Source organism: Mesorhizobium sp. WSM4312 (assembly GCF_002294875.1).
In the GTDB taxonomy this organism is placed as follows: domain Bacteria; phylum Pseudomonadota; class Alphaproteobacteria; order Rhizobiales; family Rhizobiaceae; genus Mesorhizobium.
Window position 1 is genome coordinate 161,996 of sequence record NZ_NSFU01000006.1, and the last position, 16,394, is coordinate 178,389.

Below are 16,394 nucleotides of genomic sequence, written 5' to 3' on the forward strand. Positions count from 1 at the left end.
TACTCTGCTTTTTTAAGCGCCAAAACCAGATGGGTCGCGGCGCGAATGCTTCAGGCGGCGATGGTGATGATCGCGTCCGTTTTCAGTGCGGACACGAGCGCCTGGGCATCGACCTGCGATGCGCAGATCTCGCCCGGCCTCTCGGCCTCGGTGGCGCCGTTGAACGAGATGACGACGTGGCCCATCTCGAGCACCTTGCTCCACGCGCTGGAGCCGACGGCGGTTATGACCGCGGAAACCGGACCAAGGGTGATCGAAGCGCCCTTTTGCGGCGCACCGTCGCTCGGTCCGACCTCCGTCTTGTGGAGCACCGAAACCTCGGCAAGCTCCGGCGGCGAGCCATCCGCAAACAGGATGACCACGCCCCCTTCGGCAAGATCCGCCACTTCGGGCCCGATGGAAGTGACCCGTGTTCTCAGCAGAACCGTCATGTGGCGAACCTCATTCTCTTATGTCTTTAGAATACGATCAGGCTGACGACCCATGCGATCAGCACGGATACGGGACCCATGATCTGGCGGCTGATGAGCACCGCAGGCACACCGATTTCAATCGTCTTCGGCTTGGCTTCACCGAGCGCCAGCCCGACGGGGACGAAGTCGCAGCCCACCTGGGTATTGTAGGCAAACAGCGCCGGCAGAGCCATCGCCGGCGAAATCGTGCCGTTGGCGATCTGCGGGCCGATGATGGCCACGCCGATGACCTGCGCGATGACGGCGCCCGGCCCGAGGATGGGAGACAGGAACGGCAGGCCGCAAATGGCCGAGATGATCAGCAGGCCGACGATGTTGTTGGCCAGCGGTCCCATCGGCTGGGCGAGCACGTCACCGATGCCGGTGTAGAGGATCAGGCCGATGAGCATGGTCACGAAGGCCATGAACGGCAGCACGTTGCGCACCACCTGGTCGATCGTGCGGCGGCCGGCATTGAAGAAGATGCCGACCACCCGGCCCATGACGCGTCCGATCGAGCTGATCAGGCCGATCAGACCGCCTTCGCTCGGCAGCGGCTGTGGCGCCGCCGCTGCTGTGTTATTGCCTGAACTCATCGATGCTGCTCCCCCCGCAGTGGTGACCGCCTCGGATCCGTCCGCCATTGTGACGTTGGCCGGCTTCACGCCCGAAACGTAGATGTCCTCGGTGATGAACTGGGCGAGCGGCCCAGCCTGGCCGACCGGCGTCAGATTGACGGTCGGGATGCGCTTGCGCGGATAGACGCCGCAGCGTGCGGTGCCGCCGCAATCGACGACGACCACTGCCATCTCACCTTCGATCGGCGGCGCCTTGAAGCCGTCGACCGCCGTGGCGCCGGTCATGTCGGCGATGAGTTGGGCGACGGGATGGATGCCGCCGCCGGTGACGGAGACGACCTTGTCGCGCTGCGCGGTCGGCTCGATGACGAGCGGGCCGCCCCAGCCTGTGTTGCCCCGGGAGATCTTTACGGCTTTGAATGTCCTGTCCATGATGTCCTCCCCGCCCTTACAGCTCGACGCCCTGGCGGCGTGCCATGATGGTGGTGATGCGCTCGGTGAGCATGCCCTTGAGCAGGATGACGACGAGGCCGACAATGGCGTACCAGATCGCCACCTTGACGTGGTAACCGGCGACGACAACGCCCTTCTTCTCAAGCTCGAGCAGAGCCACGAGAATGCCGCCCCAGACGAAATATTCGCCCGGATTGATGTGCGGGAACAGGCCAAGCGGCGGATGCACGTAGGACACGGCCGCGTCATAGAAGGCCGGCTTGTGCTTTTCCTCCAGGAACGATCCGAACGTGTAGGCCATCGGGTTGGTGAGGAAGAACACCGCCAGCAGCGGCAGCAGCGTATAGCGGGTCAAGGCAATCCTGCCGGCGCCGCGCGCCAGGCCATGCACGCGCTCTTCGCCGACCAGTTCGGTGACGGCGTAGAAGGCGGTCATCAGCACCACCAACGTCGGAATGATGCCGGTGACGAAGCCGGCGAACACTTCGCCGCCCTTCTGGAAGATGCCGATGAAGTACTTGCCGATGGCGGTCAGCCAGCCGAGCTGCTCTTCCTGCTGGACTTCCTTCAGTTTTTCCTTGAACTGATCGACGGTTATGGGTCCGCTGTCCGCTTGTGCCAGGACAACGAGATGGTCGGAAGCATGCTCGACGGCGAGCTTGCCATGCAATGCGGCATGCGAGACCATGGTACCTGCGACATGCAGATTGTGCACGGCCATGTCGGCATGCTGCGCCAACAACGAAAATACAGACATTTCTCCTCCTTATGCCGCCCGCCGGTTATCCCAGTCGGTGCGCGGCGTCCTCTAAGCCCTTGCTACGTTCAAGCCGGCCAGGCCCGGCTTCTTCCCCGGCTCCGACCGTGTTTTGTCGATCTGTTCGATCGCCCGTTTCACGGCCTCGGCCACACCGGGTTCCCCCTCCCCCATGATCGCAGGGTTGGACCGGAGTCGATCGAGGGGAACACCCTCGAATTCTTCATGTCTTTTGAACTTGGTGAAGACGGACCGGCCGCTCATCACCATCAGGCGGCGCACGATCAGGTCGGGCGTCACCACGACGAGCGCGATGGTGCCCTTGGCCAGCCGGCCGCGAAAATTGCCGGCTCCGACGAAGCCGTCCTTGTACTGGTCGGTGACGCCCCGGAAGACATCCGAATAGTGCCGCATCTGCAGCCAGACGCCGAGCGACTGCAGCGCCCACACAATAACCAGCAGAAGCAGTCCCCACTGCCAAATCGCCATTCGGTTCTCCTCCCGAAGCCTCCGTTGAACCGCACCTTGGACCGGCACGCGACAACATCAAAGTGAGAACATTTGTTTCCGCGAATGTCAATATGTAAGATATTAGTCTCCGCTACGCCATCCACAGAGCCGTCTGCCGATTTCGGCGGCGGCATGGCTGTGCTAGCCTGTCGTCAAACGGGATGCATCAAATGGAACTGCCCTTCAGGGATGAACTGGCCCTTATGCCCGACCTGCGCCACCGGCTGCGGCAGCTGCGCTGGTTTCGCGCCACTTTCCGCGGCAGCGCCAAGGTGGTCTCGGAGACGTTCGGCGTGCGTTTCGAGATCGACGAGGCGAAGCTGACGCGGGCCTTTCTCGACTGGGTCGAGATCATGGAAGCGCAGAAGCGCTTCGCCGCGATCGACCGCGCCGATTTCATCGTCTTTGCCGCCGGCCTCGTGCTGCGCGAGCTGATCAAACAGGCGCCGGCCAGGGAGATCTCCGGCCTCGCGCAACTCATTGAAACGGATCAGAATGCCGGCACGCTGGACATCATCCGCTTCTGGCCGGAAGGCTTCCTCTACACCAACTACTGCGTCTCCGTGATTTCGGCGATCTATGAGCAGGAGTTCGGCAACGCGCCCAGCATCGACAAATGCGCCGACGATCTGCGCACCTGGTGGTCCTATCGCGAGAATGTGACCGAGATGCCGGCCTATGCGGTGGCGTTCCTCGACCGCTTCCTCGGTGCGGAGCCGAACTGGATCACGCCCGACCGCGCACAATCCCGGCAAGCCATGCAACGGGCGCTCGGATCCGGCCGCGCAAGCGATGCGCTGCGCCAGCTTTGACTGCCCGCCGTTGCAGCCCCAAAACGCGCTGAAGACATCGCACTATTGAACATTTGACTTTTTGCCGATAGCGATGTGCGAAATTTGACGTGAGGAGACAAGCGCGTGGCGCGACCAAGGCCTATCATCTTCGATTGCGACGGTGTTCTCGTCGACAGCGAGCCGCTGGCCGCCAGGGCCTACGAACGCGTCTATGAAAAGCACGGCATGCCGGGCGTCCATGGCGGCATCATCGCCCAATGCGTCGGCATGAAGCAGTCCGACATCATCGCCAGGATCAGGGAATTGACCGGCCATCAGTTTCCCGCTGCCGCCGACGGCGACATCTGGGCGGAGACCAAGATCCTGTTCACCGAGGAATTGAAGCCGACCCCGGGGATCGCGGCGTTTCTGGAGACGCTCGAGGGCGAACGCTGCGTTGCCTCGTCGTCCTCCGTCGAGCGCATCAACCACAGCCTCGCCGTCACCGGGCTGGCGCCGTTCTTCGGCGAGGCGATCTACAGCTCCTCAATGGTCAAGAACGGCAAGCCGGCGCCCGACATCTTCCTGTTCGGCGCCGCCAGGATGGGCGCAGATCCGGCCGACTGCATCGTCATCGAGGATTCGCCCTTCGGCATCCAGGGCGCGGTTGCCGCCGGCATGACGGCGATCGGCTACACCGGCGGCGGCCACACCTATGCCGAGCACGCCGCACGCTTGAAGGCGGCCGGTGCCGATTTCGTCTGCGCGGACTGGCAAGAAATTAGCCGGCAATTGTCCGGGCTCGGCGTGCCGGCCTGATCTAGTAGGGGCTGGGTAATCTAAGACCGCCCCAGTCGCTGGGCGGGATTGGTACCCCCACGCGGAAGTTGAAGGACAGGACCCTCGTCGCATCGGTGTCGACCTCGCACCGAAAGCCCAGATGGTACCATGTGGTTGTCGTGCTGAAAGCGACATCCGGGGCGTCTAGAATATTGCCCACCTTCAGCGGAAGAGATGGTACCCATTTGGGAAAATAGGAAGCATCCAGCAACTCCTGCTGCAACGCGCTGGCGCAGAGTTTGGCCACACGCTGACCGCGAGGCACCCCGCCCATCGAGGTCGTGGCCAGCGCATCGCCGGTGGCGCCCTGCGAGTAGAGCCTGCGAACACCCGGAAGGCCCGAATCGTTGCGAGATGCAGACTTCGAGACGCTTGAGGGGCTGGGCTTGGGCGCATTTGCGGGTTTGGGCTTTGGTGCTTCGGCTGATGTGGGAAGCTCGATCTCGCCGCCGCTATCGGCAGCCAAAGGCGCTGGTGCCCCGCCCTGTTGCTTGGCGTCGTCGAGCGCCGCCTGCTTGTCCGGCTCCTGTTTAGCTGCCTGTTGTTTATCCATCTCCGCGCTTGAAGCTGCCTGCCGCTCGGCGTCTGCCGGCGTGACAGGTTGGCTGTCTGCAGGCTTCGGCCCGACAGGCGGCTTCGGATCGTCATCCTTGGCCGGCGACGGCGAGCTGTCTTGGGCGCTGGTCCCGTCCAGCGATTTCCTCGGGCCGGTATCCTTGTCGCCGAACTGAAAGACAGGCCTCAGGACCTCGCCTGGCGGCGGCTTCTCGGACGGAAGTTGTTTTTCAATTTTCTGCTCAGGCGGCTTTTCAACCTTCGGTTCCGGTGGCTTTGGCGCAGGCGGAACAGGTTTCGGCTTTGGCTGATCGGGCGGAGGCACGATCGCGACATTGACTGGCTGCTCCTCGCGCGGCGGTTGGAGAGGCACGGGCAGGCCATACACAAGGAGCGCCGCAGCAAGCACGTGCAGGATCAGCGATGCGGGAATGCCCCACAACAGATACCGGCGCCGTTCTCGTGCCTCGTCCTTCATCCTGACCGATGTGGAATGAAATAGCGGCGGCTTCAAGCATAAGCACCGGATTTGCGCATATGGCCACGACAGCTTGTCGATTTGCATCACCACACCCAGGGCGGCCCGGCCAAGGCGCCCGGGCGGCTCAATGCGCCGCCGCCGGCATGACGGCGATCGGCTATACCGGCGGCGGGCACACCTGTGCCGGGCACACCGCGCGGCTGACGGCGGCCGGTGCCGATTTCGTCTGCGCGGACTGGCAAGAATTAGCCGGCAATTGTCCGGGCTCGGCGTGCCGGCCTAATTCAGCGGATACTTGGTGAATCCACGGCTAGCCCATTCGCCAGGCGGGACCAATGACCCCACACGAAAGTTGAAGGATAGGACCCTCGTCGCATCGGGATCGACTTCACATCGGAAATTTAGATTGTACCAGGTGTTTCTGGTGCTGAAGGCCGCTTGGCTAGGGTTGAGAACATTGCCTTTGTCCAGCGTAATGGTTGGCACCCATTTGACCGAATAGTCGGCGCTTTGCAGTTCCTGGCTCAGAACATTGCCGCAAAGGGTGGCCACGCGCTGACCGCGCGGCACATTCTCCATGGAGCTTGTGGCGAAGGCATTGCCGGTTGCTCCCTGCGAGTAAAGCTTTCTGACACCCGGAAGGCCGGAATAGATTGGCGATCCTGCAACATCGTCGTTGGCGGGATTTGACCTTCCAGCATTCCCGATCGGCGCTTTGAAGGCCCTTGCGGGTTTGAACGTCAACGTCTTGGCCGGTTTGGGCTTTGCCTTTCCGGTTGAGGCTGGAGGCGCTGGCTTGCTACCAGTCTCGGCCGCCAATGGCTTTGGTGTCACAACCGCTTGCTTTTCGGCGGGCTGCGGTGCGACGCCATGTTTGTCCGGCTGCTGTTTGTCAGCGTCCTCGGTCGCCTGCTTCTCCTCGTTTTGCGCGGGATTGGCGTCCGGCGAGGCGGCCTCCTGCTTTTCCTCGCCTTGCGCGGGCTTTTCGTCCGGCGCGGCGGTAGCCGGCTTCTCGCCAGGCTCTGCCTTCTGCTGCGGCGTTGCAGCCGGGGCGGGCTGGGTCGGCGCGGGTGTCGGTGTTATAGGCGGCTTCGCCGCCTCATCCTTGTCCGGTGACGGCGTGTTGGGTTTGGCGCTGCTTCCGTCGAGCGATTTCTCCGGCCCCGTATCTTTCTGGCCGTACTGGAAAACGCGCTTCAGAACATGGTCGTCTGGCGGTTTCGGGGGCTCCGGAGGCGGCTTTTGTTCAGGCGGCTTTTCAGCCTTGTTTTCGGGTTTCGGCTCCGGTGGCTTTGGAGCAGGTTTCGGCTTAGGCTTCTCGGGCGGCGGCACAATCGCGACATTGACGGGCTGTTCCTGCTGTTCCGGCTGCTGCTCGGATCTCGGCACGCCAAAGAACAAGAACGCTGCGATCAAGGCATGCAGGATCAGCGATGCGGCCATGGCCCATCGCCAATTGCGAAACCACTCTCGTATCTTGCCGTTCATTGCGCCCGATGTGGAATGAAATAGCGGCGGCTTCAAGCACAGGCATCGGATTGGCGCGGTTTAGCCGCTGACAGCTTGGTGATCGGGACGGTCGGACATACGAAGATCAGTCCAGAATCCCGCCCACAAACCGTTCGTCCAGCCGCGTTTCGCCAAACCAGTTCAGCCTGTTGACGCTGACGAAGCCGGTATCGATCGCCTCGTTCTCGTCGCCCGGCTCACTGGCGTGAGCGCGCCCGCGCGGCACCGTGATGACGGTACGATCGCCTTCGCTTTCCACGATCTCGGCCGTGCGGCCGATCTTGTCACGGCCGATGCGCGGCTGCCGGATTTCCGCCGGCAGCGCGGTCGGCAGGTTCACGCTCAACCAATGGCCTTCTGTCGCCCAGTTGGCGCGCGATTGCCACAATGACGCGATCCGCGCGCCAAGCCATGGGTCGTCGCCGTCGGTGAACTCAGGATTCTTCACGCGCGACAACAGCCAGCTCAGCGCACCGACATGATCCTCGTGGGCGTGCGAGACGAAGAGCGTCTATGTCGTCGACCGGACCGTCGAGCGCCGGATAATATTCCGCGCCGGAGGCGCCGACCTTGATGCCTATATCGAGCAGGATGCGGTCGCCGCCGCTGCCGACGGCAAGGCTGGTGCGGCCCTTTTCCCCGAAGCCGCCAAGCAGGTCCAGCATCATCACGAACCGGTCCCCGCCGGGATCAGCCAGCCGGATCTTATGCGCAGCCTTGCCTGGGCTCCGCTCCCGAGCGCAACCGGGTCTGGCTGCTCGAAATGCAAGGTGAGGTCAGGCCCCGCGGCGGGCGCGAATTCGATGCGCGCACCGCCACCCTGGTAGATCACCCGTTTGACGAAACCATCAAAGCCTGGCCCATCCGGCGAGACGTCGAGATCGGCCGACCGGCAGCAGATCTTGGCTCCCGCACGCGGCCGTTCGCCGGGGCGGCAGCGGACCACCAGCTCGGTTCCCAGGACCCTGACCTTGCAATGGCCGCCGTCTTCGCCCGTCAGGACATCCGCCGGCAGCAGGATGCCTTGCGAGATGAAAGACGCCACCATCTCATTTGCCGGCTCATGATAGAGCTCGCGCGGCGTCGCCAGCTGTGCCAGGCGGCCATGATCCATCACGGCGATGCGATCGGCCAGCGCCATCGCCTCGGCCTGATCGTGGGTGATGTAGACGATGGTCGTGCCTGTGCGCTTGTGAAAAGCGGCGAACTCGTCTTCCATCGAGGCTCTCAGATGCACGTCGAGATTGGCGAGCGGCTCGTCGAACAGCACCAGCGACGGTGCGGCGACAAGACAGCGCGCCAGCGCCACGCGCTGGCGCTGACCGCCGGAAAGATTGGCCGGCCTGCGCTCGCCCAGTCCCTGCAAATTGACCAGAGCCAGCGCGTCCTCGACCTTCTGGCGCGCGACGGTCTTGTCGAGCTTCGCCACCTTCAGCGAATAGCCGATATTCTCGGCCACCGTCATGTGCGGCCACAGCGCATAGTTCTGGAAGACGATGCCGACGCGCCGCTTTTCCGGCGCGACGCTGCCGACGCTGCTCGACACGACATCGCTGCCGATGCGGATTTCGCCCGAGCTCACTTTCTCGAATCCGGCGACGAGCCTGAGCAACGTCGTCTTGCCGCAGCCGGAAGGTCCGAGCACGGCGAGGAACTCGCCGTCGGCAACGTCGATCGAGACGTCCTTCACGGCGTCGAAGTTGGCGAAGCTCTTGGTCACATGGTCCAGGCTCAGTCGCGCCATGGCAACACTCCGCTGGGAAGGTAAGGGGCAAGCAGATTGGTCACCAGCATCAGCACGAAGGTGACCGCGACCGTGATGACCGACATCGCCGCCGCATAGTTGGAATCGCCGCCCTGTTCGAAGGAAAACATCACCACGCCGATCGTCTCCGAGCCTGACGACCACAGCAGCGCCGAGACGGTGAGTTCGCTGAGCGCCGTCATGAAGATCAGCAGACCACCGGCGATCGCCGCCGGCGCGACCAGTGGAAAGATGATGGTGCGCATGCGCGTGAACAGGCCGGCGCCCGCCACCTGCGCGGCCTCCTCCAGCGCCCGGTCGATCTGGTGATAGCCGCTGATGGTCGGCCGCAGCGCCAGCACCAGGAAGCGGGCGAGGTAGGCGTAGAGGATGATCCAGACCGTGTTGTAGAGTTGGATGCCGGTCAGTGGGATCGGCCTGAGGAAGAGCAGCAGCGAGGCGATCGCCAGCACCACGCCGGGCAAGGCATAGGGCAGTTCGACCGCCAGATTGAGCAGCCGCACCCAGCGCTGCTTGCCCCAGGCGATGAGATAGGCGACCGGCACGGCGACGATGACCGCGAAGAAGGCGGCGGCAACAGACAGCCAGAAACTGTTGAAGAAGGCGCGGTTGGCCGCATCATGCTCGAACAGCACGAAACGGTAATTGTCGAGCGTCGCCGTCTTGGCCGTGAGCGCGATGCCATAGCCCGGCACCAGCGAGGTCAGCACCAGCCCGAACAACGGCAGGAACAGCACCAGCACGATCAGCAGCCACAGGCCGGCCTGGACAATAGCCCGCCAGCGGCCGAGTTCGGAGGGTTCGGCCGGCAGCGATGTCGAAGAGATGCGGTAGTCGCGGCGGCGGCTCATCAGCTCCTGGGCGAGAATCCCGGCCATGGCGATGACGCCGATCAGCACCGATAGGAACGCGGTCTCGCCGAGCATGCCCGGACCACCGCCGGCCAGCTTCTGATAGATAAGGGTCGGCAGCACCAGGTAGTTGGCGGGAATGCCGAGGAAAGCCGGAATGCCGAAATTGCCGACGCAGGACACGAAGGCCAATGCCGCCGCCGCCATGATCGACGGCGTCATCAGCGGCAGCACGATGGTGACCAGCACCGTGAACCAGTCGGCGCCACCGGCGCGTGCCGCCTCCACCAGTTCGCGCGGCAGCTTGCGCAGGCCGGCACGCACCAGCAGGAACACCAGCGGGCCATATTGGACGCCCAACAGCAGGATGATGCCTGACGTCGAGTAAAGCGGGTTTTTCGTGCCGAGCGGCGGCGCGGCTCCGAACAGCTTGAGGAATGGGCTTGCCGGGCCGAACAGCTGCAGCCAGGCCAGCGCCGTCACCTGCGGCGCGATCATCAGCGGCATGACGTAGCACAGCACCAGTGCGCTGCGGCCGCGTATGTCGGTCAACGAGACCAGCACCGCCACCAGCGTTCCCGACAGCACCGCAAGCAAGGTGCCGCCGATGCCGACGACCAGCGTATGCCATGTCGCGATCCAGGTCGCCGGGCTTCTCAGCCCGGCCGCAATGGCCACGGTCGACAGCGTGCCGCCAGGTGCCACGATCTCCCTGACCAGGCGCAGCATGGGCAGCAGCGAAAGCAGCACGATGACGACGGCTACCGCCGCCGTCAGGGCCATTTCCTGGCCCCGGCTTTCCCTGATGCGTGTTGGCATGGTTGTGTTTCCTGAGATCCGGGATGCCGCCGAAACGACATCCCGCCCCGATTGCCGGCTCAGCCGCCGAACAGTTCCTGGAACTTCGCCTTGTCGGCGTCGGTCTTGGCGACGATCGCCTTGGTGTCGAACGGCATCACCTTGACCTTGACGCCGTCCGGCAGCCATTCGGGACGGCCGACCGAGGCACGCGCCGGCAGATAGCCCATGGACAGCGCCAGCTTCTGGCCTTCATCCGACAGAATGAAATCGACGAACTTCTTGGCGCCGTCGACATTCCTCGCGGTCTTCATGATGGCGACCGGTTCGGTCACCGCCGGCACGCCTTCGCTCGGGAACACGAACTCGACCGGCGAGCCCTTCTTCTTGGCGTTCATCGCCATGAAGTCGACGAGGATGCCATAGGGCTTCTCGCCTGATGCCACCGACTTCAGCACGGCACCGTTGCCGCGCACACTGACGGTGTTGTTGGTCTTAAGCTTCTGGAAGAAGTCCCAGCCATAGTTGCTATCGCCGGCAAAGCCGGAAAGCAGATAGGCGGCCGCACCCGAATAGAGCGGGCTCGGCATGACCAGGCCATCGGCATAGGCGGGTTTGGCGAGATCGGCCCAATGCTGCGGCTTTTCGGCAGCCGCAGTGTTGTAGACGATGCCGGTGGTGATCAGCTTGCTGCCGAAATAGGTCTTGTCGGCGTCATAGGCATCGGCTTCGATGCCATCGAGCTTGGCTTCGGGATAAGGCAGCAGCCGGTCGTCCTTCTTCAACAGCTCCATCGAGACCGCGTCGGCGATCAAAAGCACGTCGGGCTGCGGGTTGCCGGCGGCGAACTCGGCCGCCATCTTGGTGAGGATGTCGCTGGTCCCGGAACGATAGATGGTCACGTCGATGCCGGGCTGCGCCTTCTTGAAGGCGTCCACGGTCTTGGCCGCGTCGGCTTCCGGCTGCGATGTGTAGAGCGTCAGTGTTTCGGCGTTTGCCACGCCGGCAAACAAAGTTGCCGCGAGCGCCAGCTGGCTGGCCAGCAGCTTGATGAGTAGCGTCTTCATGAGACCTCCTGTCTTGTCTGTGCATGACCGGTCCGGCCCCTGGCCGGCTCCCCGTCTCTTCCTCCCTGCACGGCGCATATGACTGGTGGATGACACTACGCATGCGCAAACAGATCAGGCAACAGCCTGGCGCTGAATGCTCTCACGGCATGACGATACGGGCCCGCGGAACCGGCGTCCCACGAGCCTCAGGGCTGCTTTGACAGGCTTCTAGACCAGCATGCCCATCGGGTTCTCGATCAGCCGCTTGAAGGCGACGAGCAGTTCCGCGCCGAGCGCCCCGTCAACCGCGCGATGGTCGGTCGACAAGGTCACCGACATCACGGTGGCGATTTTGATCTCGCCATTCTTGACCACCGCCCGCTCCTCGCCGGCACCGACCGCCAGGATCGTCGCATGCGGCGGGTTGATGACGGCGGCAAAATCCTTGATGCCGAACATGCCGAGATTGGAGACGGCCGTCGTGCCGCCCTGATACTCTTCCGGCTTCAGCTTGCGGCTGCGGGCGCGGCTGGCCAGGTCCTTCATCTCGTTGGAGATGGTGGACAGCGTCTTTTCATCCGCATGCCGAATGATCGGCGTGATCAGGCCGCCGGGGATCGACACGGCAACGCCGACATCGGCATGCTTGTGCTTGACCATGGCGCTTTCGGTCCATGAGGCATTGGCATCCGGCACCGCCTTCAGCGCCATCGCCATCGCCTTGATGACCATGTCGTTGACCGACAGCTTGTAGGCGGGCACCTCGCCCTTCTCCGTCTTCTTCATCGGGGCCGCGGCATTGATCTGCGTGCGCAATGCCAGCAACGCATCGAGTTCGCAGTCGAGCGTGAGATAAAAATGCGGGATGGTGGACTTGGCCTCGACCAGGCGACGCGCAATGGTCTTGCGCATGTTGTCGTGCGGGACGAGTTCGTAGGAGCCTTGCTCGAACAACTTCAGCACCTGGTCGTCCGACATCGGCTTTGCTGACGGGACTGCTGCGGTAGCAGCGGCGGGAGCCTCAGGAATCACCGCCGAAGCCTCCTTAAAGCCACCCTTGGCAATCGCCGCGTCAATGTCCGCCTTGACCACGCGGCCGTATGGGCCGCTGCCGATGATGCTGGCAAGAGCAAGTCCTGCCTCACGAGCCAGACGTCGGGCAAGCGGTGTCGCGCGTGCGCCCGACGGCGATTGGCCAATCTTCCCCCTTGTGGGGGAAATGCCCGGCAGGGCAGAGGGGGGCGTGACCGAATGCGACGTTGGCGGGGCCCCTTCTGTCGGCTTCGCCGACATCTCCTCCACGGGTAGGGAGATTGGCCCTTTGTCCTGCTTTGCCGCAGTGACATCAGCCCCATAAGCCTCGTCGTCGGCATAAATCCACGCAACCGGCGCGCCGACCGGAATGTCGACGCCTTCCTTGCCGGTGACGTCGCGCAGCACGCCGCTGGCCGGCGCATCGATCTCCATCGCCGCCTTGTCGGTCTCGATCTCGAACAGCACATCGCCCTTCTTGACGCGCGCGCCTTCCTCGGCGAACCAGCGCGAGATCTGTCCGGTCGCCATGTCCATGTCGACCTTGGGAAGAATGACTTCGGTCGGCATGTCTCAGCGAACCCCTTTGACGAGGTCGCGCGCGGCGCTGATGATGTCGGGAACCTGTGGCACCGTGGCTTTTTCGAGCTCCGGATTGTAGGGGATCGGCGTCTCGGCGCCACCCAGCCGCCCGATCGGCGCATCGAGATAGTCGAACGCCTCGCTCTCGGCGATCATCGCGCTGACCTCGGCGCCGATGCCCAGCGTCTTGACCGCTTCGTAGACGCACATCAGCCGCGACGTCTTCTTGACGCTGTCGATGACGGTCTGCTTGTCCATCGGCCGGATGGTGCGGAGGTCGACGACTTCGACGTCGATGCCTTCGGCTTCCAGCGTGGCGGCGGCGTCGAGCGCCTTCTGCACCATGATCGAGGTGGCGACGATGGTGAGGTCGCGGCCTTCGCGGCGGATGTCGGCCTTGCCGATCGGCACCGTGTAATAGCCCTCGGGAACCGGGCCCTTCATCTTGTAGAGCAGCTTGTGCTCGAAGATCATCACCGGATCGGGATCGGCGACGGCGGCCAGGAGCATGCCCTTGGCATCATAGGGCGTCGCCGGCTGGATGACCTTCAGCCCTGGCACATGGCCGAGCCAGGCTTCCAGGCTCTGGCTGTGCTGAGCGGCCGCCCCTGTGCCCGAGCCCGCGGGAAAGCGCATCACCACGGGAACCGAAACCTCGCCGCCCAGCATGAAGCGCATCTTGGCCGCCTGGTTGACGATCTGCTCCATGGCGAGCGTGGCGAAATCGGAAAACTGGAACTCGAAGATCGGCCGCATGCCGGTGAGCGCCGCACCCACCGCAACGCCCGCGCCGCCCAGTTCCGAGATCGGCGTGTCGATCACCCGCTCGGTGCCATAGCGCTCGACCAGATCGCCGGTCACTTGGAAGGCGCCGCCATAGACGCCGATATCCTCGCCCATCAGGAAGACGCGCTCGTCCATGTCCATGGCGATCGCCATGGCTTCCTGGATCGCCTGGGCGTAGCTCAGTTCACGCACCATCGCGTCCATCACGCCTGCTCCGTATACACGTAATTTCCGGTCTCGCTGACGTCAGGCGACGGGCTCGCCTTGGCGAACTCGATGCCGTCCGCGATCTCCTGCGCCACCTCACTGCGAATGGCTTCGATGCCCTTGTCGTCGATAAAGCCGAAGTCGCGCAGTTCGTTCTCGAACAGCGTGATCGGGTCGCGGTTCGACATCCAGTCCTCGATCTCTTCCTTGGTGCGGTAGCGGTTGCGGTCGCTCTTGGAATGGCCGCGATGGCGGTAGGTCTTGGACTCGATCAGCGTCGGCCCCTCGCCGGCGCGGGCGCGCTCGACGGCCTTATACGAGGCCTCGGCGACCTCCGAGAAAATGTTGCCGTTGACGATGACGCCGGGCATCGAATAGGCGGCGGCGCGGTCGGCGATGTTCTTGACCGCGGTGGAACGGGCGGTCGAAGTCGACATGCCGTAGCCATTGTTTTCGCAGACGAAGATGACCGGCAGCTTCCAGACCGCCGCCATGTTGAGCGCCTCGTGGAAGGCGCCTTCATTGTTGGCGCCGTCGCCGAAGAAGGAGACGACGACCTTGCCGGTCTTCATCATCTTGGAGGAGAGTGCCGCCCCGACGGCGATCGGAATGCCGCCGCCGACGATGCCGTTGGCGCCGAGATTGCCCTTGGCGACATCGGCGATGTGCATCGAACCGCCGCGGCCCTTGCAGTAGCCGGTGGTCTTGCCGAAGAACTCGGCGAACATGCGCTTGACCTCGGCGCCCTTGGCGATGCAGTGGCCATGGCCGCGATGCGTCGAGGTGATCTGGTCATCCTCGCCAAGCGGCATGCAGATGCCCATGGCGCTGGCTTCCTGGCCGATCGACAGGTGCATGGTGCCGTGGATCAGGCCGCGCATGTAGCTCTCCTCCGCGCCCTCTTCGAAGCGGCGGATGAGGTACATCTTGTAGAGCACCTGCTTGAGCTGCTCGGCGCTGTACTGGCGATAGACGAAAGGCAGGTTGGCGCGACTGTCCGCGACGGCTTTGCTGGCTCCGGCCATGATCAGGCTCCCACGGTTCCGTAGACGAGCTTGTCCTGGCGGGCGCGCAGTTCGGCGATCTTGGAGCCCGGGGCCGGGGCGGCATTGGCATAGGTGATAAGCTCGCCCTTCTTGATCGGCGCGGTGACCGAGCCGCCCTGCAGCAGCCCGCAGGGAATGGCCCTGGCGGCATGCGCTTCCGGCGCCGTCATGATCCAGGCGCGGTAGCAATATTCGCCGATCGCATCGAGCTTCTCGCCGGGCTGCATGTCTTTCTTGGCCACGGCGGCGACTTCGGCCACGGGCCTGGCCAGCGGCACCATGTCGGCTTTGCCGTAAAGCACGACGCGGGCGCAGGTCAGCGGCACTTCGAGCGAGGTCAGGTGATAGGGGCGGTGGAAGGTGAAATACGGGCCCTTGCCCATCTTCAGGTCTTCCATGCGCTCCGAAATGCGCGGATGCGACATGTCGGCGACGACGAAGACGCCGGGCGCCACGCCCTTGCCGATCGAGTAGTCGACGACGCCGACCCTGGACAGCACGCCGCCATCCTTTTCAGGCACCAGTACTTTCGAGAGCTCGCCGAGTGTCGCGGCGGGGCCGTGCATGCCGGCCTTGTCGGGCACCAGCCCGGTGGCATTGGCGATCGCCGCCATCTCGACCATGGTCTTCGAGCCGTCGACGAATTCGACCAGCATGCGCACATTCATGTGCCGGCGCCTGGCCTCTTCCTCATAGGCGGGCGGCGTGGCGTCGATGTTGAGCGGATTGTTCTTGCCCTTGCCGGCCGCGACGATGGGATGGCCCATGGCCGAGACGAATTCGATCAGCTCCATGCAGGAGGACGGCTCGTCGCCGGCGCCCAGCGAATAGGTGACGCCCAGCCGGTCGGCCTCGCTCTTCAGATAGGCGCCGATGGTGACGTCGGCCTCGACATTCATCATCACCAGATGCTTGCCATGCTCCATGGCGCGCAGGCCGATCTCGGCGCCGACGGCGGGAACGCCGGTCGCGTCGATCACCACGTCGATCAGATCATTGTTGATGACCAGGCTGGCGTCATTGGTGACCGCCACCTTGCCGGCCTCCATGGCAGCCGTCATCGCCGAAGCGTTCGACACTTCACGCGCATGGCCGGTTTCCTGGAAGGCGATGTCCACCGCCTTGCTGGCGGCCGGCAGGTTCAGTTCCGAGATCGCGCCGATCTCGATGCCGGACATATGGGCGACGCGGGTGACGATGTCGGTTCCCATCTCGCCGGAGCCGATCAGGCCGATGCGGATGGGCTTGCCCGATTTGCCGCGCTCATCGAGATCGCGGGCAAGGCCCGTCAACGAAATATTGGAAGCCATACCGCTCATTCCTCCCACATTGCAGGCTTGTTCATTCGCTTGACGGGTATTGAACATCTG

At 63.8% G+C, this 16,394-nt stretch carries 15 protein-coding genes and 2 pseudogenes; 2 read left to right on the forward strand and 15 right to left on the reverse strand.

Annotated features, from left to right (window positions below; all coding sequences use genetic code 11):
- Positions 1 to 50 precede the first annotated feature (50 nt).
- The 4 genes from CK228_RS11485 to CK228_RS11500 are packed head-to-tail and all read right to left on the reverse strand — an operon-like array spanning position 51 to position 2,729.
- Positions 51 to 431, reverse strand: coding sequence for a PTS glucitol/sorbitol transporter subunit IIA (locus CK228_RS11485; protein WP_095787928.1), 381 nt, complete (start codon positions 429 to 431; stop codon positions 51 to 53).
- 26 nt (positions 432 to 457) lie between these two features.
- Positions 458 to 1,462 carry a PTS glucitol/sorbitol transporter subunit IIB gene (locus CK228_RS11490; RefSeq protein WP_010911816.1) on the reverse strand — a complete coding sequence of 335 codons (1,005 nt, stop codon included), beginning with the start codon at positions 1,460 to 1,462 and terminating at the stop codon, positions 458 to 460.
- A 16-nt stretch (positions 1,463 to 1,478) separates the two neighbouring features.
- Positions 1,479 to 2,240, reverse strand: coding sequence for a PTS glucitol/sorbitol transporter subunit IIC (locus CK228_RS11495; RefSeq protein ID WP_095787929.1), 762 nt, complete (start codon positions 2,238 to 2,240; stop codon positions 1,479 to 1,481).
- 51 nt (positions 2,241 to 2,291) lie between these two features.
- Complete coding sequence (locus CK228_RS11500; RefSeq protein ID WP_095787930.1) at positions 2,292 to 2,729, reverse strand: transcriptional regulator GutM; 438 nt, start codon at positions 2,727 to 2,729, stop codon at positions 2,292 to 2,294.
- A 191-nt stretch (positions 2,730 to 2,920) separates the two neighbouring features.
- Between CK228_RS11500 and CK228_RS11505 the strand changes: the two genes are divergently transcribed.
- Together CK228_RS11505 and CK228_RS11510 are read left to right on the forward strand one after the other, a co-directional pair.
- Positions 2,921 to 3,562: a hypothetical protein gene (locus tag CK228_RS11505; protein WP_095772359.1), complete on the forward strand. Its 642-nt coding sequence runs from the start codon at positions 2,921 to 2,923 to the stop codon at positions 3,560 to 3,562.
- Between the two features lie 105 nt (positions 3,563 to 3,667).
- On the forward strand, positions 3,668 to 4,342 hold the full coding sequence (locus tag CK228_RS11510; RefSeq protein ID WP_095787931.1) for an HAD family phosphatase: 675 nt from the start codon (positions 3,668 to 3,670) through the stop codon (positions 4,340 to 4,342).
- A 1-nt stretch (position 4,343) separates the two neighbouring features.
- Here CK228_RS11510 and CK228_RS11515 read toward each other — a convergent pair whose 3' ends face one another.
- The 11 genes and pseudogenes from CK228_RS11515 to CK228_RS11565 form a co-directional block, all read right to left on the reverse strand.
- Entirely contained in the window at positions 4,344 to 5,396 is a 1,053-nt protein-coding gene (locus tag CK228_RS11515; RefSeq protein WP_095787932.1) for a DUF930 domain-containing protein, read from the reverse strand.
- 282 nt (positions 5,397 to 5,678) lie between these two features.
- Complete coding sequence (locus tag CK228_RS11525; RefSeq protein WP_095787933.1) at positions 5,679 to 6,887, reverse strand: DUF930 domain-containing protein; 1,209 nt, start codon at positions 6,885 to 6,887, stop codon at positions 5,679 to 5,681.
- A gap of 106 nt (positions 6,888 to 6,993) precedes the next feature.
- Positions 6,994 to 7,362: pseudogene (locus CK228_RS35225) on the reverse strand (5'/3'-nucleotidase SurE); the annotation flags it as partial.
- A pseudogene (locus CK228_RS35230) lies at positions 7,357 to 7,576 on the reverse strand (MBL fold metallo-hydrolase); the annotation flags it as partial. The pseudogenes CK228_RS35230 and CK228_RS35225, both read right to left, overlap by 6 nt.
- Positions 7,576 to 8,652, reverse strand: coding sequence for an ABC transporter ATP-binding protein (locus CK228_RS11535; protein ID WP_095787934.1), 1,077 nt, complete (start codon positions 8,650 to 8,652; stop codon positions 7,576 to 7,578). The gene CK228_RS11535 and the pseudogene CK228_RS35230, both read right to left, overlap by 1 nt.
- Positions 8,640 to 10,343: an iron ABC transporter permease gene (locus CK228_RS11540; protein WP_095787935.1), complete on the reverse strand. Its 1,704-nt coding sequence runs from the start codon at positions 10,341 to 10,343 to the stop codon at positions 8,640 to 8,642. The genes CK228_RS11535 and CK228_RS11540 overlap by 13 nt, the downstream gene beginning before the upstream one ends.
- A gap of 59 nt (positions 10,344 to 10,402) precedes the next feature.
- Positions 10,403 to 11,389, reverse strand: a complete 987-nt coding sequence (locus tag CK228_RS11545) for an ABC transporter substrate-binding protein (RefSeq protein WP_095787936.1) — start codon at positions 11,387 to 11,389, stop codon at positions 10,403 to 10,405.
- 210 nt (positions 11,390 to 11,599) lie between these two features.
- Positions 11,600 to 12,973 (reverse strand): pyruvate dehydrogenase complex dihydrolipoamide acetyltransferase, encoded by a 1,374-nt coding sequence (locus tag CK228_RS11550; protein WP_095787937.1) that lies wholly within the window; start codon positions 12,971 to 12,973, stop codon positions 11,600 to 11,602.
- Positions 12,974 to 12,976: 3 nt separating this feature from the next.
- Positions 12,977 to 13,975, reverse strand: a complete 999-nt coding sequence (locus CK228_RS11555; protein WP_095787938.1) for an alpha-ketoacid dehydrogenase subunit beta — start codon at positions 13,973 to 13,975, stop codon at positions 12,977 to 12,979.
- Positions 13,975 to 15,003, reverse strand: a complete 1,029-nt coding sequence (locus CK228_RS11560) for a thiamine pyrophosphate-dependent dehydrogenase E1 component subunit alpha (RefSeq protein ID WP_095787939.1) — start codon at positions 15,001 to 15,003, stop codon at positions 13,975 to 13,977. Before CK228_RS11560 ends, CK228_RS11555 begins: the two co-directional genes overlap by 1 nt.
- Before the next feature lie 2 nt (positions 15,004 to 15,005).
- Positions 15,006 to 16,334: an NAD(P)H-dependent oxidoreductase gene (locus CK228_RS11565; protein ID WP_095787940.1), complete on the reverse strand. Its 1,329-nt coding sequence runs from the start codon at positions 16,332 to 16,334 to the stop codon at positions 15,006 to 15,008.
- Positions 16,335 to 16,394: the final 60 nt, after the last annotated feature.